This is a genomic window from Tranquillimonas alkanivorans, from assembly GCF_900115595.1.
In the GTDB taxonomy this organism is placed as follows: Bacteria; Pseudomonadota; Alphaproteobacteria; order Rhodobacterales; family Rhodobacteraceae; genus Tranquillimonas; species Tranquillimonas alkanivorans.
Genome location: NZ_FOXA01000001.1, coordinates 673,265 through 696,538 on the forward strand (window position 1 = coordinate 673,265; position 23,274 = coordinate 696,538).

Here is a 23,274-nt window from a genome sequence, read left to right on the forward strand (position 1 = left end):
GACATGACGAATGAGACTTGGGGCCTCGTACGGCAGGAGCTTCTCAAGACTGTCGGCAAGAACAACTACGTGAACTGGATCGAGCCGCTCGAATTCGACCGCCTCGAGGACGGGGTCGCGACCTTCAACGTCACCTCGACGTTCGTCGGCAACTGGGTCTCGCGCAACTTCGGCGACAGCATCCTGAACGAGATCGCTAAGGCCGGTGAGCCGGTCCGCCGTATCGAGTTCACGGTCGCCAAGACACGTGCACCCGCCCGCGCGGCGGCGGACGCAACCGGAGCGGCGGACGCGGAGCTTGACCGCATGATCAAGGGCACATCCACCAGCGCGCCGGAAGCGCCGGCGGTGCATGCCCAGGACGACGATCTTCCGGGCGCCGACCTCGACCCGCGCTTCACGTTTGACAGCTTCGTCGTCGGCAAGCCCAACGAATTGGCGCACGCCGCCGGCCGCCGCGTGGCCGAAGGCGGGCCGGTCACCTTCAACCCGCTTTTCCTGTATGGGGGCGTGGGCCTCGGCAAGACGCACCTGATGCACGCCATCGCGTGGGAACTGCGCCGCCGGAAGCCCGAACTTCGCGTGGTCTACCTTTCGGCCGAGCAGTTCATGTACCGCTTCATCCAGGCGCTGCGCGGCAGCCAGATGATCGACTTCAAGCAGCTCTTTCGCTCGGTTGACGTGCTGATGGTGGACGACGTTCAGTTCATCGCCGGCAAGGACTCGACGCAGGAGGAGTTCTTCCACACCTTCAACGCGCTCGTGGACCAGCGCAGCCAGATCATCATCTCGGCCGACCGCGCGCCGGGCGAGATTGAGAAGATGGAAGCAAGGATTGTCAGCCGGCTCCAGTCCGGACTGGTCGTGGACGTGCACCCGACGACGTATGAGCTGCGCCTCGGCATCCTTCAGCAAAAGGCCGAGCAGTTCCGCCCGCAATTCCCTGACCTGCGCCTCGCCGATGGCGTACTGGAGTTCCTGGCGCACCGCATCACCTCGAACGTCCGCGTGCTGGAAGGTGCGCTGATGCGCCTGTTCGCGTTCGGGTCGCTGGTCGGACGGCCGGTCGATATTCCGATGACGCAGGAATGCCTGGTCGACATCCTGCGCCAGAGCGATCGGAAGACGACGATCGACGAGATCCAGCGCAAGGTCTGCGACCACTACAACATCCGTATTTCGGACCTCGTGGGTCCGAAGCGCACCCGCATCTTCGCCCGGCCTCGCCAGATCGCGATGTACCTGTGCAAGCACATGACCCAGCGGTCGCTGCCCGAGATCGGGCGGAAGTTCGGTGGGCGCGACCACACCACGATCATGCACGGCGTCAAGAAGATCGAAGAACTGAAGTCGCAGGACAGCCAGATCGCCGAGGATCTTGAGATGTTGCGCCGCGCCCTCGAAGCGTGACCGAGCGCCGGGGTGGCCTTGACGCTCCGGTCCGGGGGATGAACATTCCCGGAAAATCTTATTGTGCGGCGGCGGAAATCACGTAGATTTTCCGCCCCGGCATCACGTGGAGTGGGAAATGAAGATCAGCATCGAACGCGGCACGCTTCTGAAGGCCGTGGCGCAGGCGCAGTCGGTGGTGGAACGCCGCAACACCATCCCGATCCTCGCAAACGTGCTGATCGAAGCCGAAGGCGACACCGTTTCCTTCCGCGCCACCGATCTTGATATCGAGGTCGTGGACAAGGCCGCGGCGCAGGTCGAGCGCGCCGGCGCGACGACGGTCAGCGCCGTCACCTTCCACGAAATCGTGCGCAAGCTGCCTGACGGCGCGCTGGTGCAGCTAACCGACGACGGCGTCTCGGGCCGCCTGACGGTCGAGGCGGGGCGGTCGAACTTCTCGCTCGCCACGTTGCCCAAAGAGGATTTCCCGGTGATGGCGTCGTCGGAGTACAGCGCAAACTTCTCGGCCAAGGCGCCGGTGCTGCGCCGGCTGTTCGACAAGTCGAAATTCGCCATCTCGACCGAGGAGACGCGGTACTATCTAAACGGCGTCTACATGCACGTGGCCGAGGGCGAAGGCGGGCAGGTCCTGCGCTGCGTGGCGACCGACGGCCACCGGCTGGCGCGTATAGACGCCGACCTGCCGGTGGGGGCCGAGACGATGCCGGGCGTGATTGTCCCGCGCAAGACGGTGGGCGAGCTGCGCAAGCTTCTGGACGACGACGAGCAGGACATCGCGGTGTCGGTGAGCGAGACGAAGATCCGCTTCGCCACGCCGAGCATCACGCTGACCTCGAAGGTCATCGACGGGACGTTTCCCGACTATTCGCGCGTCATCCCGCAGAGCAACACCCGCCGGCTGGAGGTCGACGCCGCAGAGTTCGCCAAAGCGGTGGACCGCGTGGCGACCGTCAGCTCGGAGCGATCGCGCGCCGTGAAGATGCAGCTCGACGAGGACCGACTGGTTCTGTCGGTGAACGCGCCCGATAGCGGCAACGCCGAGGAAGAACTCGCCGTGGCCTATGCCGACGAGCACCTGGAGATTGGCTTCAACGCGAAGTACCTGCTCGAGATCGCGAGCCAGGTGGACCGCGAGAATGCCGTGTTCCTGTTCAACTCCTCCGGCGACCCGACTTTGATGCGCGAAGGCGACGACACCTCGGCCGTTTACGTCGTGATGCCGATGCGCGTGTGACCGGGGCGCGAATTATCTTCGAAAATTCGAAAAAACTCTTCTGCGAAGAGTTTTGCTTCCGGCGGGAGTATTTCGGGCAAGAGGAAGGGGGCGGCGCTGCATGACCTCTCTCTTCATCTCGGGCCTCACGTTGTCGCATTTCCGGTCGCACAAGGCGGTGCGGCTGGCGCTCGACCCGCGCCCCGTGGCGGTCTACGGGCCGAACGGGGCCGGCAAGACGAACCTCCTGGAAGCGGTGTCGCTGCTGTCACCCGGGCGCGGGTTGCGGCGGGCGTCGGCGGAGGAGTTGGCGCGCCGGCCCGAGGCGTTGGGATGGCGGATCGGCGCGGAGCTTCATGTGCTGGAGCGGGTGCACGAGATCGACGTTCGCGCCGAGGCCGGGGCGGCGCGGTCTGTGCGCATCGACGGGAAGGCTGCGCCGCAGGTCGCGCTGGGCCGGATTGCGCGGGTGCTGTGGCTCGTGCCGTCGATGGACCGGCTCTGGATCGAGGGGGCGGAGGGGCGGCGGCGTTTTCTCGACCGCATGACCATGAGCTTTGAGCCGGGGCACGGCGACGCCGTGCTGGCCTATGAGAAGGCGATGCGAGAGCGGAACCGTCTGTTGAAGGACGAGGTGCGCGACGCCGGCTGGTACGACGCGCTTGAACAGCAGATGGCTCGGGCGGGGGCGACCATTACCGAAAACAGGATCTCGGCGATCGCCCGGGTGGCGTCGGCGCAGGACGAGGCCGAGACGGCGTTCCCGGTGGCGCATCTGGCGCTGGAAGGGGAGGCGCCCGACGATGAGGCGGCCTTGGCCAAAGCGTTCGCGGCGGGTCGGTCGCGTGACATGGCGGCCGGGCGCACGCTGACGGGGCCGCACCGGGCGGACCTTTCGGCGGTCTATGCGGCGAAGCAGGTGCCGGCGGGGCAGTGTTCCACGGGCGAGCAGAAGGCGCTGCTGATCTCGGTGATCCTGGCCAATGCCCGCGCGCTTGCGCAGGATGTCGGGGCGCCCCCGATCCTTCTGCTCGACGAGGTGGCGGCGCACCTGGACGCGGACCGGCGCGCCGCGCTTTACGACGAGATCTCTGCGCTCGGGGCGCAGGCCTGGATGACCGGAACGGGTGCCGAGCTTTTCGAGGCGCTGGGAGACCGGGCGCAGTACCTCGAGGTCACGGAACGGGAGGGGCTGTCGCAGGTGGCCGGTCGGTCGTCGCCGGAAGCGGATTGACAGCGGCTGACCGTGGCGATGAGGTCGCGGCCACAGCCGGAGACGGAACATGACCATTACGCCGACCGACATCGCGCTCTATTCCGGGGCGCTTCTAATCCTGTTCCTCACGCCGGGGCCGGTCTGGGTGGCCGTCACTGCGCGCGCGCTTTCGGGCGGCTTCCACGCCGCCTGGCCGCTGGCGCTGGGGGTCGTGGTGGGCGACGTGCTTTGGCCGTTCCTCGCCATCCTGGGCGTCACCTGGATCGTCAGCGTCTTCTCCGGCTTCATGACGGTCCTGAAATTCGTCGCCGCCGCCATCTTCCTGGTCATGGGCGGCGCATTGCTGCGCCACGCCGACGCCAAGCTGTCGGGTGACAGCCGCCTGACGCGGCCGGGCATGTGGGCCGGCTTCGTCGCGGGGCTGGCCGCGATCCTGGGCAACCCGAAGGCTATCCTGTTCTACATGGGCGTGCTGCCCGGATTCTTCGACGTCGGGAACGTCACGGCGGCGGACATGGTGGTGATCGCCGCGATATCCGCCGTCGTGCCGCTTCTGGGCAACCTCGTGCTGGCGCTGTCGATCGATCGCGCGCGGCGGCTGCTGAGTTCGCCGCGCGCCCTGCGCCGGACCAACATCACGGCGGGGATCCTGCTGATCGCGGTCGGGCTGGTCATTCCGTTCGCGTGATCCGCACCGGGGCGGCCGGAGGGGATGTAATCGGGCCCCAGAGACACCAAATATTGTGTCCGGGCCGTGACATGCCCCCCACTCCCGCATATAACCGCGGCAGGATTTCAGAGGAACGCACGCATGGCCGAAGACGCCCGCATCCCGGAAGAATACGGCGCCGATTCCATCAAGGTTCTCAAGGGCCTGGAAGCAGTGCGCAAGCGCCCCGGAATGTATATCGGCGATACCGACGACGGCTCGGGCTTGCATCACATGGTCTACGAGGTCGTGGACAACGGCATCGACGAGGCGCTGGCCGGCCACGCGGACTCGGTCTTCGTAAAGATCCACGCCGACAACAGCGTCTCGGTGCGCGACAACGGCCGCGGCATTCCCACCGACATCCACGAGGAAGAGGGTGTTTCGGCCGCCGAGGTCATCATGACCCAGCTTCACGCCGGCGGTAAGTTCGACCAGAACTCCTACAAGGTCTCGGGCGGCCTGCACGGTGTGGGCGTGTCGGTGGTCAACGCGCTGTCGGACTGGCTGGAGCTGCGCGTCTGGCGTAACGGGAAAGAGCACTACGCCCGCTTCGAGCGCGGCGAGACAGTTGAGCACCTGCGCGAGGTCGGCGATGCCGAGGGGCAGAAGGGCACCGAGGTCCGGTTTCTCGCCTCGACCGACACGTTCTCGAACCTCGATTACAGCTTCAAGACCCTCGAGCACCGGCTGCGCGAGCTCGCCTTCCTGAACTCCGGCGTGCGCATCGTGATCGAGGACGAGCGTCCGGCCGAGGCGCTGAAGTCCGAGATGTGCTACGAAGGCGGCGTCCGCGAGTTCGTTAAGTACCTCGACCGCTCGAAGGCCCCGCTGATCCCCGATCCGATCTTCATCACGGGCGAGCGCGACGGCATCACGGTCGAGGTCGCGATGTGGTGGAACGACGGCTACAACGAAATGGTGCTGCCGTTCACCAACAACATCCCGCAGCGCGACGGGGGCACGCACCTTGCGGGCTTCCGCGGCGCCCTGACGCGGACGCTGAACCTTTATGCCGGGTCCTCCGGCATCGCCAAGAAAGAGAAGGTCAACTTCAGCGGCGACGACGCGCGCGAGGGGCTGACCTGCGTGCTGTCGGTGAAGGTGCCGGACCCCAAATTCTCGTCCCAGACCAAGGACAAGCTGGTGTCGTCCGAGGTGCGCCCGGCCGTCGAGGGGCTGATGAACGAGAAGCTGGCCGAGTGGTTCGAGGAAAACCCCCAGCCTGCCAGAACCATCGTAACCAAGATCGTCGAGGCCGCGCTGGCCCGCGAGGCGGCACGCCGCGCGCGGGAGATGACGCGCAAGAAATCGGCGCTGGACGTTGCCTCGCTACCTGGCAAGCTGGCCGATTGTCAGGTCAAGGATCCCGAGCGGCGCGAACTGTTCCTGGTGGAGGGCGATTCGGCCGGCGGCTCGGCGAAGCAGGGCCGGGCGCGGGCGAACCAGGCGGTACTGCCGCTGCGGGGCAAGATCCTCAACGTCGAGCGGGCGCGCTTCGACCGGATGTTGTCGAGCCAGGAGATCGGCACCCTGATCACCGCGCTGGGCACCGGCATCGGACGTGATGAGTTCGACATCACCAAGCTGCGCTATCACAAGATCATCATCATGACGGACGCCGACGTCGACGGCGCCCACATCCGCACGCTGCTTCTGACGTTCTTCTTCCGGCAGATGCCCGAGATCATCGAGGGTGGATACCTCTATATCGCGCAGCCGCCGCTTTACAAAGTGGCGCGCGGCAAGTCCGAGGTCTATCTGAAGGACCACCCGGCGCTCGAGGATTACCTGATCCAGATGGGTGTCGAAGGCGCGGTTCTGCGGCTGGGCAGCGGCGAGGAACTGGTGGGCCAGGACCTAGCCCGCGTGGTCGAGGAGGCCCGCACCGTGCGCCGCAGCCTGCAGGCGTTCCCGACGCACTACCCGATCACCATCCTCGAACAGGCCGCCATTGCCGGTGCCTTCGTGCCGGGACAGGTCGATGCAGACCTCCAGGGCACCGCCGACCGCGTGGCAGAGCGGCTCGACCTTGTTGCGGTTGAATACGAACGAGGCTGGCAAGGCCGGATCACGCAGGACCACGGCATCCGCCTCGCCCGAGTGCTGCGCGGGGTCGAGGAGGTGCGCACGCTCGACGGTCCGGTCCTGCGCTCGGGCGAGGCGCGCCGCCTTGGCAGCCACACCGAGGCGCTACAAGAGGTTTATGCGGTGCCGGCGAAGCTGGTACGCAAGGACAAGGAAATGCTCATCCATGGCCCGCTCGAACTGCTGGACGCGGTGCTGAAAGAGGGCGAGCGCGGCCTGACGCTTCAGCGGTACAAGGGCCTGGGCGAGATGAACCCCGACCAGCTGTGGGAAACCACCCTCGACCCCGAGGCGCGGACCCTGCTTCAGGTGAAAATAGACGACGTTACCGAGGCCGACGACATCTTCACCAAGCTGATGGGCGACGTGGTCGAGCCCCGCCGCGACTTCATCAAGACCAATGCGCTGAGCGTCGAGAACCTCGACTTCTGAAGATCGGCGGGCGGCGGTTCGACGCCGTTCGCGCGGATAAAGCGGTGAGTTGAGGCCGCGCTGAGGATAACCGGGCGGCGCAGCATCTGCGTCTTTATCGTCCGTTTGCCCTTATGAGCGGTCGAGCCTCAGCGCCCCGTCAGTTCCACCACCGGACCGCCGGCGGCCGTGGCATCGTCGGCGTCGTGGGTCACCATCAGCACCGGCAGGTTCAGCCGACGGGCACGCCCGAAGACGAGGTCGCGCATCTGCGTGCGAAGGGAGGCGTCTAAGCCGGAAAACGCCTCGTCCAGCAAGAGCGCCTGCGGTTCGGCCAGAAGCATGCGCATCAGCGCCACCCGCGCCTTCTGCCCGCCCGACAGCGTGGCCGGGTCGCGGGGACCGAAGCCGGCAAGTTCGATGTCTGCGAGCGCCGCCTCGACCTTTGCCCGGCGCGCCGATCGGCTGCCTTCGGGGGCAAGGCCGAAGGCAAGGTTATCAGCCACGCTCAGATGCGGGAACAGCAGGTCGTCCTGGAACAGGATGCCGACGCGCCGTCGTTCGGGCGGAAGGTGCGTGATGTCCACGCCGTCCAGGCGTACCTCCCCGGTTGCCGAGAAGTCCGACGAAAGCGTGCCGGTGACGAAGGCCAGCAGCGTCGACTTGCCCACTCCGGACGGCCCCATTACCGTCAGAACCTCGCCCGGCCGCACGTGGTGATCCAGCCCCACGAGCGCTGCGCCGTTGCGTTGGATCCGCACACCGGCGAGTTCCAGCCCCTCAGCCATGCAGTCCTCTCCGGTTGCGCCATGCCAGCGCCGGGATTCCGAGCGCCAGCGCGAAGGGAAGAAGCGCGGCGGCCGTCTGCGCCACGCTATAGACACCGATGGCCCGCCGGTCGCCCCCGGCGGCCAGGGCCACCGCCTCGGTCGTCAGCGTCGCCACGCGGCCGCCGCCGATCAGGAGCGTCGGAAGGTACTGGCCGACCGACACCGCCAGCCCCACCGCCGTCGCGGTCAGCACCGGCCGCAGCAGCATCGGCAGCCGCACCCGCCACAGCACGGCCCGCGGCGAGGCGCCAAGCGCCGCCGCCACCGTCGCGTGCCGGACGTCCCACGCCCGCCACGGATCCCCCAGCGAAAGGAAGACGTAGGGCAGCACGAACACCAGGTGCGCAGCGATGACCGGCAGCAGCCCCGTGTCGGCCCCCGCCGTCAAAAGCAGCGTCTGCAGGCCCGGCAAGAATGCGATCTGCGGCACGAGCAGCGGCAGGTACAGAAGCCACAGCCCCCGCCGCGTCAGCCGCCGGCCGCTTCGGTGCTCGGCCTCTAGACAGCCGAGCACGAGGATCAGCGCGATGCCGGTCGAGGCCAGCGCGACGACAGCGGTCATCCTCGCTGCCTCCGCCAAGCCCGCCCCATGCCGGCTCCAGCTGCGCCACGTCACCGTGTCGGGCCACACGTCCGGGAAACTCCAGAACCCGGCTACCGACCACATAACCAGCGCCACGAGGCCTGCCAGCACGGCAGCCGCACTCAAGACGCCGGCCATCAGGCCGAGCGGGCGAAGCACCCTGTCCAGCCGGCCCCTGTCGCCGCCCAGGATCCAGGCGCGGCCCACCAGCGCCACGACGTGTTCGCCGCCCCGCCACAGCGCCAGCGCCGCCGCCACCAAGGCAAGTTGCAGGACCGCGCCCGCCGCCGCCACCAGCCGTTGCCCCAGATCGGGGTCGCCCATCCACCGCACGATCTGCACCGACAGCGTATTCGGCGTCGTCGGGCCGAGGATCACCGCCGCGTCCACCACCGACATCGAGTACGCCAGCACCACGTAGACCGGCAGGCGGATCTGGGCATAGACGCGCGGGAACACCGTCTTCAGCCAGCCCGTCAGCCGCCCGTAACCCATCGCCTGCGCAGCGCGCAGGCTGCGCCGTCCGTCGCTTTGCCCCAGCGCGGCGAGCGCCATGAGGGTTAGGAACGGCACCTCCTTCGCCACAAGGCCCGCCGTCAGCGACAGGCCCCACGGATCGTTCAGGATCAGAAGGTCCGGCGGCCTGTCCCACCCGATGAGCGGCGCGGCCAGCCGGAACAGCCAGCCCGACGGCGCGATCAGGAAGGCCAACCCAAAGGCTGCCGCCGCGTGCGGCACGGACAGGAGGGGCGACAGCAGCCGTTCCAGCATGCCGAAGGGGCGGGTCCCCCACCAGCCGGCGAAGACCAGCGCGACGATGCCGAGCGATAGCGCGGTGGCGGCCAGCCCCGTCGTCAGCGACAGCCGCGCGGCATCCGCCAGCCCCGGCCAAGCCAGAAGAGCGCGGATTGGCGCGCCGTCGAGCGCGGTCGTTCCTGCGGCCGGATACCAGCCGAGCGCGGGCAACACCGTCCCGGCCAGCCCGGCGCAGATCGGGCCCAGCATCGCCGCAAGCGTCAGCAGCGGAACGAACGTCAGCGTGGAGCGACTGGCGCGCAGTGTCGCCCGTGGCGCGGCGGCCGGAGTCTCGGCAAACGCCACGTCGTCACTGGCCCGTGCCGTAGCGGCTTTGCCAGTCCTCGGCGATGCGGGTCGTCCAGCTTGGATGCGGCTCGGGCCGAACCTCGCCCAGTTCGTCCGGCGACAGTGTCGCAACGCCAAGCTCCAGCGCGTCGAATTCTGCCCGATCTGCGTCGGGCAGCTTGTCCATGTCCAGCACCGTGCCATAGCCCAGAACCTCGGGGTCCTGAGCGTGCACTTGAGCCACGGGCGACATCAGGAAGTTCGCCAGTACCATGGCCCCGGCCTTTGAGCCCGAGTTGTAGGGGATGGCGACGAATGACGCGTTGCCCAGGGTACCCTTGTCCAGCACGAAGGTCCGCACCGTGTCGGGAAGCCGAAAGTCCGCGATGGCGGTCGAGGCCTCGCCGGGGCTGAACGAGATGGCGAGGTCGATCTCGTCGTCGGCGATCAACTGAAGCTGCGCCGGCCCGCTTGCCGGATAGGCCCGGCCCGACCGCCAGAGCGCGGGCGTCAGTTCGTCGAGGTAGTCCCAAAGGGGCGCAACGACTGCGTCGTAATCGGCGTCAGAGGCAGGGTGCATCAGCACCTCCGGGTTCTCGACCGCCTCGAGCAGTACCTGTTTCAGAAAGGTGGTCCCCAAAAAGTCGGGCGGCTGCGGATAGGTGAAGCGGCCCGGGTTCGCCTGTGCCCAGTCAAGGATTGCGCCCATGTTTGGCAGCCGCTCGGGAAGGTCGTCGGTGTCGTGCATGAAGACGACCTGAGCCATGGCCCAGGGCGCCTCGTATCCCTCGGTCGGGACGGTGAAGTCGGTCTGCACCGTCTTGCCGTCCACGTCGACGTACTGCCAGTTCGGCAACTGCTCGGCGAAGGGGCCAAACAGCAGGTCGGCCTCTTTCATCGCCTTGAAGTTCGGGCCGTTTATCCAGATGAGGTCGACCGCCCCGTCCGCGTCCTGTCCTGCCTGCTTCTCCGAAAGCACGCGCGTCACGGCGTCGGCAGTGTCGGCGAGCTTCACGTGCTCGACCGTCACGCCGTACTCCTCCTTGAGGCGATCGCCTGCCCAAGCGATGAAGTCGTTGGTCGCGGTCGAGCCACCCCAGGCACTCCAATACACCGTCTGCCCCCGCGCTTCGTCCAGCACCGCGTCCCAGTCCGCAGGATCGGGGTCGGCGAGCGCGGGCAGAGCTGCGGCCGTCAGCGCCAGTGCGGCGCAGGTGGTGGCGAGGGATCTCATCTGGTCTCCTTCCTGTCGCGAAACAGCCGTCGCGCGGCAAGCACGCGCAGGATCGCGGTGATGTAGCACAGGCTTCCGAATATCCACGCAAGCACGGGAAACTGCGCCGGGAACAGGCAAATTAGCGTGAAGAAGCCGATCGTCTCGCTCCCCTCCAGCAGCCCGTTCGAAAAATAGAGTGACTTGCTGCCCTGCGCAGCCGTCTGCATCCTGCGCTTCTCGGCAAGGATGGCATAGCCCAGGAAACTCGTGCCGTTGACATAGAACGATGCCAGCAGGAACGCCCCAACGACCCCGTTCTGCGACGGGTCCGCCAGGACGAAGGCCAAAGGGACGGCGGCGTAGAAGGCGAAGTCGGACACGATGTCGAGATACCCGCCGAAGTCGGTCTTCCGCGTCGCGCGTGCAACCGCGCCGTCCAGTCCGTCGGCCAGGCGCGACAGGAGCAGCGGCACCAACGCCGCCAAGGGCGCGCCTGCCCAGATTATTCCCGCCGACAGAAGCCCGAGCGCGAGACCAGCAAGCGTGACGGCATCCGCCTGCACGCCCCATGAGGCCATGCGCCGCCCAATCGCGTTCAGCGGCGGATCGATCACCTTGCGCAGTGCGCTGTCGAGCATCCCGTCCCTCCGCCACCGGACCTAGATCGCGGCCGTGGCACGACCACACTTGCGCATCCCGTCGCGGTTGTGCCGCAATAAGGCGGCTTTCCGCCATACCAGTTCCACAGGCGGGTGATCCTATGGGCGAAACACGACGTTAAGCCAAGAGTCCCCGAGGCGTTCTTATCCAGTTCCGTTCAACGAGGAAGCCAGGCTCGACGCGCTGCGGCACCTGCCCGAACTCGGCGCGGCGGGGCAAGCGGTGCTCAACGCGCTCGCCGACAGCGCGCGCAAGCTACTGGGCTGCCCGGTCGGGCAGGTCGGCCTGATTGAGCGGGACGAGCACCGATGCCCCGCCGTTGTCGGCATGCCGCTCGAGCCGTTCACCCGCGACCTGTCGTTCTGCGCGCATGCGCTGGTCAGTGACGCGCCGCTCATCGTGCCCGACCTGTCGCAGGACCCACGCTTCCGCGACAATCCGCTGGTGGCAGGAGAGCCGCATGTCCGCTTCTACGCCGGCGTGCCGGTCATCCTGTCGTCGGGGTTCCGCGTTGGAACGCTGTGCGCCATCGGCTTCGAGGCGATGGCAGCCCCCGCACCCGAGGCGGTCGACGTGCTGCGTTCGTTCGCCGTCGCGGCCGCCGCCGCGCTGGAGCGCCCGGCGGACGAACCGGGTGTCGAAGAGACGCGCGACGACCGGCGCGCGGACTTCGTGGCGCTGATCGGGCACGAGTTGCGGACCCCCCTGACGGTGATGGTGGGGTCCACCCGACTTTTCGAGTCGCGGCTCGAGGGCAGGGTGGAGCGCCGTCTGGCACAGGCTGCGCACCGCGCCGCCGACCACCTAGCGGACCTGGTGGAAGCCATAATCGCCTTCGCCGATGCCTCGACCGGCGACCTGTCGCTGAGCGAGACGCCCGACGATTTGGCAACGCTGTTGGACGAGGTGCTCGAGATGCAGGGCCCACGGCTGGACGGGTCCGAGAAGTCGGTGACGGTCGCGGACATCGATTTGCCGGGTCCGGTGCTTCTGGACGCGGCGCAGGCGAAGCTGGCCCTGACGGCGCTGGTCGAGAACGCCACGCTGCATGGCGGCGGCCGGCTGACGCTGGCGACCCGTCTCGATCCTGACGGGCATCTCGAGATCAGCGTGACCGATGACGGGACGCTGGACGACCGGGTGCAGCTCGACCAGCTTTACGAGCCGTTCGTCGTCGGTGGTAAGGTCGACACGCGCGAGGTCGGTGGGCTGGGGCTGGGCCTGCCATTGACGCGCAAAATCGTGGAACTGCACGGCGGCGAATTCGAGGTTCGTCCCGAGGCGCACCAGACCACGGCCGTCATCCGCCTGCCCGCCTGGCGCCTGCACGCGGTTGCGGCGGCCTGAGCGCGCCCCCTGACCGCGAACGAAAAAGGGCGCCCGAGGGCGCCCTTGTCCGGTCAGGCCGAGGAAAGCCTCAGATCGCTTCCTTGATCCAGCTTTCCAACGCCGCCTTCGGGGCTGCGCCAACTTTGTTTGACACGACCTGGCCGTCCTTGAACAGGAACAGCGCCGGGATACCGCGGACGCCCATCTGCGCCGGCGAATCCGGGTTCTCGTCCACATTGACCTTCACGATCTTGACCTTGCCCGCGTACTCGTCGCTGAGTTCTTCCAGCGCGGGACCGATCTGCTTGCAGGGGCCGCACCACTCGGCCCAGAAATCCACCACGACGGGCAGATCGGCTTGCTTTACTTCGGTGTCGAACGTGTCGTCGGTGACGGGGACGGTGGCCATGTCGGCGCTCCTATCTGAAACTGTCGAGGCCGGAAGGTATGCACCGCCCAGCATACCGTCAAGGCAGCCCCGCGCGGCGTAGCGCCGCCGCAACGCTGCTCTGCGCAAGCGGCATGAGCGTCGCCGTCGCGGTCCAGAGGATGGCCGTCTCGACCGCGCGATCGGGGTAAATCCGGCGCAAAGCGGCGGCATAGGCCCCCATCTGCCGCAGCAGACCCTCGGGCGTGTCCTCGGCCCGCTTGGGCACCATGACGTTCGACTTGTAGTCGACGGCCAGCACCCGGTCGGGCCGCACCAGCAGCAGGTCGATTGTCCCCGCGATGCGGCGGCCGTCGAGCTCGTCGAGCTCCGCCGACACCTCGACCTCGTACAGCGTGTCGGGCCCGTAGAGCGGCGCGAGATCGGGTGACGTCAGCACGTGCCGCGCCTCGTCCAGCAGCGCGGCCACCGCCTCCGGCCCGGCGTCGTGTGGCAGGAGCGCGCCGGCGACGTCGGGCCAGCTCTCCTCCGGGAAGGTCGGCAGGACTTCCAGCAGAAGGTGCAGGTCGCGGCCCTTGGCAAGCGCGGCGTCCTTCTCCTGCCCCTCGCCCGGCATTGCCTTCGCACCGCCGAGGTCGGAGGGCGACAGCGGGTCCGGCGCCTTGGCCGGGACCTCGGCCATCCGGTCGATCCACTCGGGCAGCGCGGCCAGCGAGGTGGTCGTCGCCGGCGCCTCGACCAGCTCGCCGCCGTGCCAGTCGCCGTGCGCCAGCCGCCTGCCGTGACCGAACGGCGTCTCAAGCGGCTTGGCGTCCTCGCCCATCGCGCCGGCGATGGAGGCGTACCAGGTATCGCGCATCTTCGCCGGGTCGCCCGCACCGCACACGATCAGCCAGGTCTCGGCCCGCGTCATCGCGACATAAAGCAGGCGGGCCAGTTCCCGCTCCTCGTTTCCTTCGATCTTGGCGAGGGCCTTCGCCACCAATTCTGGTCGATCCTCGGCCCGCGTCTTCCAGAGCGCCCTGCCCTCGTCGTCCCGCAGGATCTCGGCCCGCGCCCCGCGCTTCTGGCGCATCGTATCAGGCAGGATCACGACGGGCGCTTCCAGGCCCTTCGCGCCGTGCACCGTCATCACCCGGATCTTGCCCCCGGCCGAGTCCGATTGGCGCTTCACCTCCACGTCCTCGGCCTCGAGCCAGGTCAGGAATCCGGTCAGGCTCGGGACGTCCGTCCGCTCGTAGTTCAGCGCCTGGGTTAGCAGCTCGTCCACGCCGTCCTCGGCCTCGGGCCCCAGCCGCGCCAGCAGCTTGGAGCGGCCGCCGTGGCGCAGCAGCACGCGCTCCAGCAGGTCGTAGGGCCGCAGGAAGTCCGTCTCGCCCCGCAGGTCGTCGAGGATGGCGAGCGTCTCGGGGAAGTCGTCGCGCCGGTCGCGCAGCGCGTTCCACAGGAAAGATGTCGTTCGCTTGTGCGCCAGGTCGAACAGTTGCGCCTCGGTCCAGCCGAAAAGCGGCGAGCGCAGGGCGGCGGCAAGCGACAGGTCATCCTCGGGCGTGGTAAGGAAGGACAGGAGCGCGGTCAGGTCCTTCACCGCCAGTTCCGCGCCCAGCTTCAACCGGTCGGCCCCGGCGATGGCCAGATGCTCGCGCTTGCAGGCGCGGATGATCTCTTCGAACAGCAGACCCCGCCCGCGGACGAGGATCAGCACGTCTCCCTCGGTCATCCGCCGCCGCTTGCCTTGTCCGGCAGGAATGGTCTCGCCTGCGTCCAACATCGCCCGGATGCTCTTCGCCACTTCCGAGGCGAGTTGTACCGACGCATCGCCCGGGCTGACCACGTCCACCGGCTCGTACCACTCCGGGTCCTCGGCGGCGGGCTCGGGTTCGCTGAGCGGCCAGAGGTCCACTCGTCCCGGCATCGACTCGTGAAACGCCCGGTGCCGCACCTCGCGCCCCAGCCCCTCGCCCAACGGGCCTTCGAACACACGGTCGACCAGCGACAGGATCGCTTCGGACGAGCGGAACGAGTGTTGAAGTTCCAGCCGGTTCAGGCCCGTCTCGCGCGGCAGCCGGTCGGCGAAATGATCGCGCATCGTGTCGAAGGCTTCCGGGTCGGCGCCCTGGAATGAATAGATCGACTGCTTCTTGTCGCCGACGACGAAGATCGTCCGCTCCCCCGCCTCGCGCACGCCTTCGCCCGCCACGATCTCCTGCGCCAGAAGCTCGATCACGTCCCACTGCGCCGGGCTGGTGTCCTGCGCCTCGTCCACCAGGATGTGGTCGATGCCGCCATCGAGCCGCCAGAGCACCCAGGCGGCGACCGACGGATCCGTCAGAAGGTCGCGCGCCTTCAGGATCAGGTCGTCGAAGTCGAGCCAGCCGCGCAGCAGCTTGCGCTCGGCATAAAGCGGCAGGAAGACGCCGGCGAAGCGGTGCAGCGCGGCGCATTTCTGCGCGGCGAGGAAGCATAGCCGCATCTCGCGCGTGTCCTCGACCCGCGCCATCAACTGCTCGACCTGGTCCATGTGCGCGACGAGCGTCTTTTGCACGGCCTTCGTCGGGAACTTGCCGATCTTCGCGGTGAAGGGCTCTTTCGCGGCCTTCCCGGTCAGGAACACGCCCTCCATCACTGACAGACAGTCGAGCGTCGGCGCGTCGAGGTCGAGCGCAGCCAGCGCGTCGTGCGCCTTGGCGTCCGTCGCGCCGCCCCCCTGCAACGCGGGCAGCAGCGCCTTCATCAGTTCAGCTTCGCCGCCCAGGCACACGCGCGAAATGATGTCGGAGGCGGTGCAGCCCTTGGGGAGGCCGAACAGCGCCTCGGTCCCGGCCTTGTCGAGAGGCGGGGCAAACGCGTCGCGGCGACTCGCCACCTCGGCCGCCAGCAGCGCGAAATCCTCGCCGGAGTAGTGTGCGGCGAGCCCCTCGATCACGTCGCGATGGCGGCCCTCGGCCATCTCTTCGACGATCTCGCTCATCAGTTGCGCTGCGCTGCGCTCGTCCATCTCGGTGAAGCCCGGCGGGACGCCCGCTTCCAACGGGAAACGGCGCAGAAGGGCCGAGCAGAACGAGTGGATCGTCTGGATCTTCAGCCCGCCCGGCGTTTCGACCGCACGCGCAAACAGGGTGCGGGCGCGGGAGAGTTCATCGTCGCCAATCGTTCCTTCCGCCCCCAGTTCGGTCAGCTTCTCGCGAAGCTCCGCTTCCGAGGCCATTGCCCAGGCGCCAAGACGCTTGAACAGGCGGTTCTGCATCTCGGACGCGGCGGCCTTGGTGTAGGTCAGGCACAGGATGTTCTGCGGCGAGGTGCCGTCGAGCAGCAGCCGCGCCACCCGATCGGTCAGCACCCGCGTCTTGCCCGAGCCCGCGTTGGCAGACAGCCATGTCGAGGCACGGGGATTGGCGGCATCGACCTGCCGCTGTGTCGCTTCGTTGCGCTGGATCATTCCACGTCCACCGGGTGCGCCGGATCGCTGTCGTCCCATTCCTTGTGGCGGGCGAGGTGGTCGTAATCTCCCTCGAAATCCCGCCGCATCACCGACCGGCGCGAAGTGTAGCCGCGGCTGGGGTCGTCGTAGGCCGAGATCAGGGCAAAGAACTCCCGCAGGATCTGGTCGGGGTCCAAGGGCTCGTCGGCCTCGAAGTCACGCAGCGGGATCGTGTTGACCTTTGGAGAGCCGCCCACGCCGATATGCGCCACTTCGGCCACCCTCGCCTTCGGCACGCCCTCGAACGCGCCGGCCTCGGCCATCGCGGCTTCGAGGAGAAGCTGCTTGTCAAAGTGCCTGATCTGCTTCTCGGACGGAGGCTGCCCTGTTTTGTAGTCGTAGATCACCAGTTGCCCGTCGTCGCGCCGGTCGATCCGGTCGGCCTGCCCGTTGAGCGTGAAGTCGATCGAGCCAAGGTGCATCTCGCCCCGCTTCTCGGTGCCGAAGGGCTGCGCCCGGGCCTGTCTCTCGACCTCGCCGGCCAGAAACCAGTCGGCTACGCGGGCCAGCTTGGCGTGCCAGATGCGGCGGGCAGCGGGCCAGGGAACTTCGGCCTCCAGCACATCGTCTGCGATCTTCAGGAGTGCATCGCGCGCCGCCGGATCGTCGGGGGCAGGGCCCTCGCGCAGGAAGCGGTCGAAGATCTCGTGCAGCACGATCCCGCGAAGCGGCGCATCGGGGCCGGGGCGCAGCGGGTCGAGCGGCTTCAGGCGCAGGATCGAGCGCGCATAGATGGCATAGGGATCACGGATCAGGGTCTGGATCCGCGTCACGGACAGCTTGCGCGGACGCGCGGCGACCGGCGGGCGCGGGGCAGGGCGCGGCTCGGGCTCCACCCGCTCGTACCGCGCCTCCAGCGCCTCGGCCCGGTCCAGCCACACCTTGCCGCGCTTGCGCATGTCGCGCAGCGCCATCTCGCCGCCTTGCTCGGGCAGGCCCGCCAGCAGGTTCGTCAGGCGGTTCAGCCAGCGGGACATGACGGTTTCGGCCTCGGCATCCCGAACCGAACGCGACAGCACCACCTCGGGCGACGCGGCGGCCTGCTGGAAGTCGTGCGCGGACAGGCCCACCCGCCGCTCGGGCAGCAGCAGTCCGGCATCCTTCCGCATCCGGCGGTTCAGCCATGGGTCGGGCGGCGGAAGCTCGGGCCACACCCCGTCGTTCAGCCCGCCGAGGATCACCAGGTCTGCCCCCTGAACGCGCGCCTCGAGCGTGCCCCAGATCATGATGCCTGGATGCGGGCGGATCGGATCGCGCACCTCGCCCCGCGCCAGAACCGCGTCGAACAGGTCGGTGTATTCCGCCATGCCGACCACGCCGCCAGCGGACGCCTCGCGCTGAAGCTCCTCGACCTTCGACAGCGCCTCGGCGCCCGCCGCCTTCTCCCACAACTCGCCCGAGCCAACACTGGCCGGACCTGCGGACAGCGCCTCGGCCACGCGGCGGTGCAGGGCGACCTGTTCCTCCAGCGGCGCGTCGCCCAGATGTTCCAGCGCGAACAGGGTCTGCCCTAGCCAGGCCGCCCAGGCATCCGCCCCGTCCTCGCGCTTCGCCGCCCAGATCGCCACGCTTTCGGCGGTGGGAAAGGCGGGGCCGTGGCGGCGGAGGGTCAGCTCCAGTTCGCGGGTCCAGAGCAGGTGCTTGCCCCGGTTGCCGCTGCCGGTGTTGCACAGCGGGTGCTTGAGCAGTGTCAGCAACGCCTCGGACGTCATGCGCTGCCCCATCAACCGCACGATGTGGCGCAGGAATCGGCCGGGGGCCGAGACTCCGAGGGGGCGGCCCGCACTGTCGTCCGGCTCGATCCGCCAGCGGTCGAGTGCGGCCGTCACCTGCCGTGTGAGGTTCCGGTCGGGCGTAATCAGCGCTGCCGTCTGCCCGTCCTCTGCCGCCTGCCGCAGGCGCAGCGCGATGGCCAGCGCCTCGCGCCGGGGGCTCGGCGCCTCGATCAGCGAGATGCCGGTCACGGCCTCGGGCAGGTCGTCCATAGCCTGCCCCTCCGTCAGCCATTGGTCGGTGACCGGGGCAGGGCGCAGCGCCAGCGACAAGAGCCCGTTGCGGCGAGAAACGGGGTCAGCGTCGGTCCAGTGCGCCACGCCGTCATGCGGCAGGCCGAGATCGGTCTTCAGCTTGTGGAAGCGGTACTGCGGGTGATCTTCGGAACTCAGCGGATCGGTCAGCCGGTCCCACACGTGATCCGGTAGTTCGAAGTCGTAGCCGGGCAGCACCACCGCCCCCTGCGGTAGCCGCGCGACGGCCTCCATGAACAGCGCCGTGGCCCCGCGCGAACCGGTAGAGCCGGCGACGATCACCGGGTGCGCGGGTGGAACCTTGTCCCACAGCCGCGCCAGGTGCTCGACCGCCCGACGCTGGCGGGTCTCGGAGTCCGGCTCGGCGTCGGCGGCGAAGTAGTGTTCGACGATGTCGATGAAGGCGAGGCTGCGGGCCCAGTGGCCGGACTCGTCGCTGACGTCGAGATTGCGCAGCGCCTCGGGCCCCACGCCTTCGCCCCGCATCTCGTCCATCAGGTCGGCCAGGCTGTCCGACAGCGCGAAAAGTGCGCTGCGGGGGGCGAGCGTCGGATCCGCGTCGAGCGCCCGGCCGATCAGCTGACTGATCTCGAGCCTGCGGCGCAGGGGCGGAACGGCAGGTCCGACGCCCGGCAGCGGTATGTCGTGCGACAAGTCGGTGATCAGCCTGATCCGTGGCAACAGGCGCGCGGGACCGGCGCTGAGGATGTCGCGCATCCGGCGCTGCATTCGGCGGGTGTTCACGAAGACCTCGACCCGCGCCAGCGCCTCGGGCGCCATGCCCTCGGTGCGGCTCAGGATCCCCGCGACGAGTTGCTCGGGGAAGTCCGCGCCGGGCGGCAGACCGAAGAGGCGGGGGTGGTCACTCGGCGTGAACATGGTTCGCCTCCTTTATGAACTCTTCCGCCCGGACGATCCCCTCCGGGCTGCCCACGTCGCACCAGCCACCGGGATGAACGGCGCCGAACAACCCGCCGTCCCGCGCCATCGCGTTCCAGATCACGTTCAGCGAAAACGCCCGCTCGGGCACGTCCGCCAGCCGGTTCGTCCGGAGGATCTGTGCGCCGGTATAGACATAGGACCCGCCGCGGGTCAGCCGACCGTCGGGGTCGATGTCGAAGTCGCCAGTGTCGCGCCCTTCGGCCCGCGCAACCGGAACGAGGAGGAGGAGTGCCTCCATCTCCGGCCGCCAGCCGTTGCGCAGGGTGTCCAAGGGGGACGGACCGCTCCATACGGCGTCGGTGTTCAGGGTGAAAACCGGTCCATCGCCCAGAAGCGGACGCGCGTGCCTGAGCCCGCCGCCGGTGTCGAGGATGTCGGGCGCTTCACGTGAAACCGTGACGCCGCGGGCGTTCAGATGTCGCTCCAGCGTCTCGGGCAGGTAATGCGTGTTGGCGACGCGGCGCGTGACGCTCTCGGTCAGCGCGAGCGCGTGGTCGATGAGCGGGCGGCCCGCGACCTCGACCATCGGCTTCGGCCGGGCGCGGGTCAGCTCCCGCATCCGCGTGCCGAAGCCGGCGGCGAACAGCATCACGGCGTCGGGATCGTCCCGCATGCGTCCCTCAGTTTCTGCAGGTGGCTTTGATCCGGCGCAGGCAGGTCGGCGCGGACCATGTCGCGCACGGGGGTGAGCGCCGGGTGGTCGAGGTCGGCCATCAGGTGCGACCAGACGCGCGGGATCAGGTCGACGTAGTGCGGTTTGCCGAAGTGCAGCGACAGCCGCGCGAAGACGCCCAGAATGCGAAGATTGCGCTGCGCGCCGAGCACGGCGAAGGCGGCGCCGAAGTCCTCCGCGTCGGCCCCGGTTCTCCGGACGAAGCGGTCGAGCATGGCGTCCTGGACCCGGCCGCTCACGTCGCGGCGGGCGTCCTGCAACAGCGAGACGAGGTCATAGGCGGGGTGCCCCACCAACGCATCCTGGAAGTCCAGAAGGCCGACACGGGCGTGCTCATTGTGGTCCGGTCGCCAGATCAGGTTCTCGGCGTGGAAATCGCGCAGGATGACGACCGAGGCCGGGGCAGCGTGCCGCGCCAGAACAGGCTCGAACGCGGCGGCAAAGGCGTCTTCCCGCGGCTCCGCGGCACCGGTCACTTCCAGCCGGTACCAGCGCCAGGCCAGCGCGGCGAGACGCGCCATCCGCGGCGGATCGTAGGTGCCCAGCCACTCGGGCGGGGTGTGGCGGTGCAGCTCGGCCAGCATGTCCACCGCGGCCTCGTAAAGCGGCGTCTCCTGCGCCGGGGCGCGCTCCAGCACGCGGGCATAGATGTCGTCGCCCAGGTCTTCGAGCACCAGCAGCCCCTGCCGCTCGTCCCGTTCCAGGCAGGCGGGGGCGGCGAGGCCGGCTTGCGTCAGCCACTCGGCGATGTGGACGAACGGGCGGATGTCCTCGCCCCGGTCCGGGGGCGCGTCCATCAGCACGTGGCTCTCGCCCTCGTCGGGCCCCAGCAGGCGGTCGTATCGGCGGTTCGATGCGTCCCCGGCGAGCCGGACCCGCCGCGCGTCGCCCCACCGCGTGCCCGAGAGGAAGCGCGCGATGGTGTCGTCTCTCATCGTCATTCCGTTCCCTCGTCCACACGCAGATCCGCCATCCGCGTGGCCCAGTCCGGCGACCCATGCGCAGTGAGCCGCCGTGCGTCGTCTTCAGGCTCAAGCCGCAGGCTCAGGGCCGAGGCCGGAGCCGCGTCGCCCAGCCGGTCGGGCCATTCGACAAGGCAGAGCGCCGTCGTGAACGCGTCCTCCAAGCCCAACTCCGTCACCTCGTCGGCGCTTGTCAGCCGGTACAGGTCCGCGTGCCAGATCTCGAGCATTCCGGCGTCGTAGGTCTGAACAAGCGTGAATGTCGGCGACGGCACGTCCTCCGACAGCCCCTCCTCGGCGAGCCGTTCCTGGATCAGTGCGCGGGCGAAGTGGGTCTTGCCGGCCCCCAGCGGCCCTTCGAGCAGCAGGACGTCCCCCGCTCCAAGCTTGGGCGCCAAGGCACGGGCCAGCCGTGCCGTCGCGTCGGACGTGGGCAGGCGCAGGTCGAGAAGAGGTTCGGATGACATGGCGGCAGTCTTAGCCGACCGAGCACCGCTCGCAAGCGTGATCAGGCTTCCGTCGCGACCAGATCCTGCGCTTCGGGCGTGACGTCGCGGGGCGCCGCCACCGGCGAGAAGACGACGAGCGTCGAGCCGCCGGCGAGCGGCGTGCAGCGCAGCATGAGCGGTCTCCCGTCGACCCGCTGCACCGTCGTCTCGAAATGCTCCCGCTCGCCGGTCTCGTCCAACGTGTGACGAAGCTCGTCCCAGGCCGGGGTGGGGATCGAGGCCGCGGCCCAGGCGTCGACCGCGTCCTGCACCCGAACGGGGTTCTCCTGCGTCGATGTCTCTGCGTTCCAAAGGGTGTCGTAGGCCGCGTTCGCGGTCGACAGCAGACCGGTCGGACCGAAGACCGCGATGGCCTCGTCCAGCCTGTCGAGCACCGCCTGCCCGGTTTCCAAAGCCGTGCGGCTGCGGCGCATTTGGGTCATGTCGTCGGTGATGTCGTCGATCAGCAATGTCAGTGCCCCGTCCTCCTGCGGCAATGCCGTGACGCGCAGCGTGACGCCGTGCGGCAGATGCCATTTCTCGGCCAGATCGCCGGTCTCGGCCGTGCCGGTCATCCGGTTCAGCCACGTCCGGAAATCGCGCGGCTCGGGGACCATCTTCCTGTCGCGCAACGCGGTGAAGAACGCGTCCGAAGTGGGCCGTTCCGCCAGGAAGGGAGCGGGAAGGCCGGTGATTTCGACCAGCGCGGGGTTGAACAGCGTAAGGCGCCGGTGCGAATCGAACACGGCGATCCCGGTGCGGACATTGGCGAAGGCGCGGGTCATCGTCTGACGCAGCCGCTCCAGGGACGCCTCGGCCGCGACGGCGGCATCGGCGGGGACAGCACAGACGAGCTGCCCGTCGCCGATATCGCGGCGTTCGCAGTCGAACCAGCCGCCGGGCCCGTGGCTGCCGGACAGTCGCGCGCGCGGCGCATCCGCCTTCAGCAGTCGGGGCAGGGGCCAGCCCTGCGCCTCCTCTGGCCGGTGACGTTCCGCCGCCTCAAGGTAGGCCTGGTTGACCCAAACGACCTCGCCCCGCGCCGTTTCCCGCCACAGCAGGTGTCCCGTTGTCCGGGCGATCTCGCGCAGCGTCTCAAGCTCGTCTTCGAGCGCGGCAAGGCTGTGGCGGTCGAGCGGGGCCCGCTCTTCACCTTCGCTCGTCTCCGTCAGCGTCAGCCGAAGGCGATCGGCGCGCCGCTCGATGATGGCGAGGCTGTCGCCGTCGACGGATACGACTTCATGCGTGCCCGCGTCGACGTCCCCGATCTGCCGATGCAGGTCCGGAAAGCGGATGGCGAGCACACGCGACAGCCGGTCGAGGTCGCTTCCGCGGCGGCCGGCGAGGTCGATCAGCCGTTGTGCGGCGGGCGTCGCATCGATCAGCGCTCCCCTGTGAAACAGGAACGACACGTCAGGGGCCGAGGCGGCCTTGGCCACCCCGGCGTCCCGGCGAATCGCCGCGACGCTTGCCGCCACGACCAGGCCCGCCAGAAGTGCGGCGAGCGTCCATGCGAGGGCGACGGGCACCGCCTGCAGTGCGCTTTCGATCATTTGGGCCAT

17 protein-coding genes are annotated in these 23,274 nt (G+C 68.5%); 6 read left to right on the forward strand and 11 right to left on the reverse strand.

The window, feature by feature from the left end:
* Positions 1-3: 3 nt before the first annotated feature.
* From dnaA to gyrB, 5 genes are all read left to right on the forward strand, one after another.
* Positions 4-1,410: a chromosomal replication initiator protein DnaA gene (gene dnaA, locus BM162_RS03400; protein ID WP_093417833.1), complete on the forward strand. Its 1,407-nt coding sequence runs from the start codon at positions 4-6 to the stop codon at positions 1,408-1,410.
* Between the two features lie 118 nt (positions 1,411-1,528).
* On the forward strand, positions 1,529-2,647 hold the full coding sequence (gene dnaN / locus BM162_RS03405; protein ID WP_093417632.1) for a DNA polymerase III subunit beta: 1,119 nt from the start codon (positions 1,529-1,531) through the stop codon (positions 2,645-2,647).
* A 100-nt stretch (positions 2,648-2,747) separates the two neighbouring features.
* Positions 2,748-3,860, forward strand: a complete 1,113-nt coding sequence (gene recF, locus BM162_RS03410; protein ID WP_093417635.1) for a DNA replication/repair protein RecF — start codon at positions 2,748-2,750, stop codon at positions 3,858-3,860.
* 49 nt (positions 3,861-3,909) lie between these two features.
* On the forward strand, positions 3,910-4,530 hold the full coding sequence (locus BM162_RS03415) for a LysE family translocator (protein WP_093417637.1): 621 nt from the start codon (positions 3,910-3,912) through the stop codon (positions 4,528-4,530).
* 123 nt (positions 4,531-4,653) lie between these two features.
* Positions 4,654-7,071 carry a DNA topoisomerase (ATP-hydrolyzing) subunit B gene (gyrB, locus tag BM162_RS03420; protein ID WP_093417639.1) on the forward strand — a complete coding sequence of 806 codons (2,418 nt, stop codon included), beginning with the start codon at positions 4,654-4,656 and terminating at the stop codon, positions 7,069-7,071.
* Between the two features lie 128 nt (positions 7,072-7,199).
* Here gyrB and BM162_RS03425 read toward each other — a convergent pair whose 3' ends face one another.
* From BM162_RS03425 to BM162_RS03440, 4 genes are all read right to left on the reverse strand, one after another.
* Positions 7,200-7,838, reverse strand: a complete 639-nt coding sequence (locus tag BM162_RS03425; RefSeq protein ID WP_093417642.1) for an ATP-binding cassette domain-containing protein — start codon at positions 7,836-7,838, stop codon at positions 7,200-7,202.
* Positions 7,831-9,468, reverse strand: coding sequence for an ABC transporter permease (locus BM162_RS03430; RefSeq protein WP_093417836.1), 1,638 nt, complete (start codon positions 9,466-9,468; stop codon positions 7,831-7,833). Before BM162_RS03430 ends, BM162_RS03425 begins: the two co-directional genes overlap by 8 nt.
* A gap of 100 nt (positions 9,469-9,568) precedes the next feature.
* Entirely contained in the window at positions 9,569-10,780 is a 1,212-nt protein-coding gene (locus tag BM162_RS03435; RefSeq protein WP_093417644.1) for an ABC transporter substrate-binding protein, read from the reverse strand.
* On the reverse strand, positions 10,777-11,400 hold the full coding sequence (locus BM162_RS03440) for a CDP-alcohol phosphatidyltransferase family protein (protein ID WP_093417647.1): 624 nt from the start codon (positions 11,398-11,400) through the stop codon (positions 10,777-10,779). The genes BM162_RS03435 and BM162_RS03440 overlap by 4 nt, the downstream gene beginning before the upstream one ends.
* A 244-nt stretch (positions 11,401-11,644) precedes the next feature.
* Here BM162_RS03440 and BM162_RS03445 point away from each other — a divergent pair, with 244 nt between their 5' ends.
* The gene (locus tag BM162_RS03445) at positions 11,645-12,769 is read left to right on the forward strand and encodes a GAF domain-containing sensor histidine kinase (protein ID WP_093417649.1); all 1,125 of its coding nucleotides are present in this window, start codon (positions 11,645-11,647) and stop codon (positions 12,767-12,769) included.
* Between the two features lie 70 nt (positions 12,770-12,839).
* Here the strand turns inward: BM162_RS03445 and trxA are convergent, their stop codons facing one another.
* Genes trxA through BM162_RS03480 form a run of 7 tightly spaced genes read right to left on the reverse strand, consistent with a single transcriptional unit; the run spans position 12,840 to position 23,265 of the window.
* The gene (gene trxA / locus BM162_RS03450) at positions 12,840-13,160 is read right to left on the reverse strand and encodes a thioredoxin (RefSeq protein WP_093417652.1); all 321 of its coding nucleotides are present in this window, start codon (positions 13,158-13,160) and stop codon (positions 12,840-12,842) included.
* A gap of 58 nt (positions 13,161-13,218) precedes the next feature.
* The gene (addA, locus tag BM162_RS03455) at positions 13,219-16,578 is read right to left on the reverse strand and encodes a double-strand break repair helicase AddA (protein ID WP_093417654.1); all 3,360 of its coding nucleotides are present in this window, start codon (positions 16,576-16,578) and stop codon (positions 13,219-13,221) included.
* Entirely contained in the window at positions 16,575-19,526 is a 2,952-nt protein-coding gene (addB, locus tag BM162_RS03460) for a double-strand break repair protein AddB (RefSeq protein WP_093417657.1), read from the reverse strand. The genes addA and addB overlap by 4 nt, the downstream gene beginning before the upstream one ends.
* Positions 19,510-20,202 carry a nucleotidyltransferase family protein gene (locus BM162_RS03465; protein ID WP_093417659.1) on the reverse strand — a complete coding sequence of 231 codons (693 nt, stop codon included), beginning with the start codon at positions 20,200-20,202 and terminating at the stop codon, positions 19,510-19,512. Before BM162_RS03465 ends, addB begins: the two co-directional genes overlap by 17 nt.
* Positions 20,178-21,203 (reverse strand): aminoglycoside phosphotransferase family protein, encoded by a 1,026-nt coding sequence (locus BM162_RS03470; RefSeq protein ID WP_093417662.1) that lies wholly within the window; start codon positions 21,201-21,203, stop codon positions 20,178-20,180. The genes BM162_RS03465 and BM162_RS03470 overlap by 25 nt, the downstream gene beginning before the upstream one ends.
* On the reverse strand, positions 21,200-21,691 hold the full coding sequence (tsaE, locus tag BM162_RS03475) for a tRNA (adenosine(37)-N6)-threonylcarbamoyltransferase complex ATPase subunit type 1 TsaE (protein ID WP_093417664.1): 492 nt from the start codon (positions 21,689-21,691) through the stop codon (positions 21,200-21,202). The genes BM162_RS03470 and tsaE overlap by 4 nt, the downstream gene beginning before the upstream one ends.
* Before the next feature lie 41 nt (positions 21,692-21,732).
* Complete coding sequence (locus BM162_RS03480) at positions 21,733-23,265, reverse strand: PAS-domain containing protein (RefSeq protein ID WP_218153065.1); 1,533 nt, start codon at positions 23,263-23,265, stop codon at positions 21,733-21,735.
* Positions 23,266-23,274: the final 9 nt, after the last annotated feature.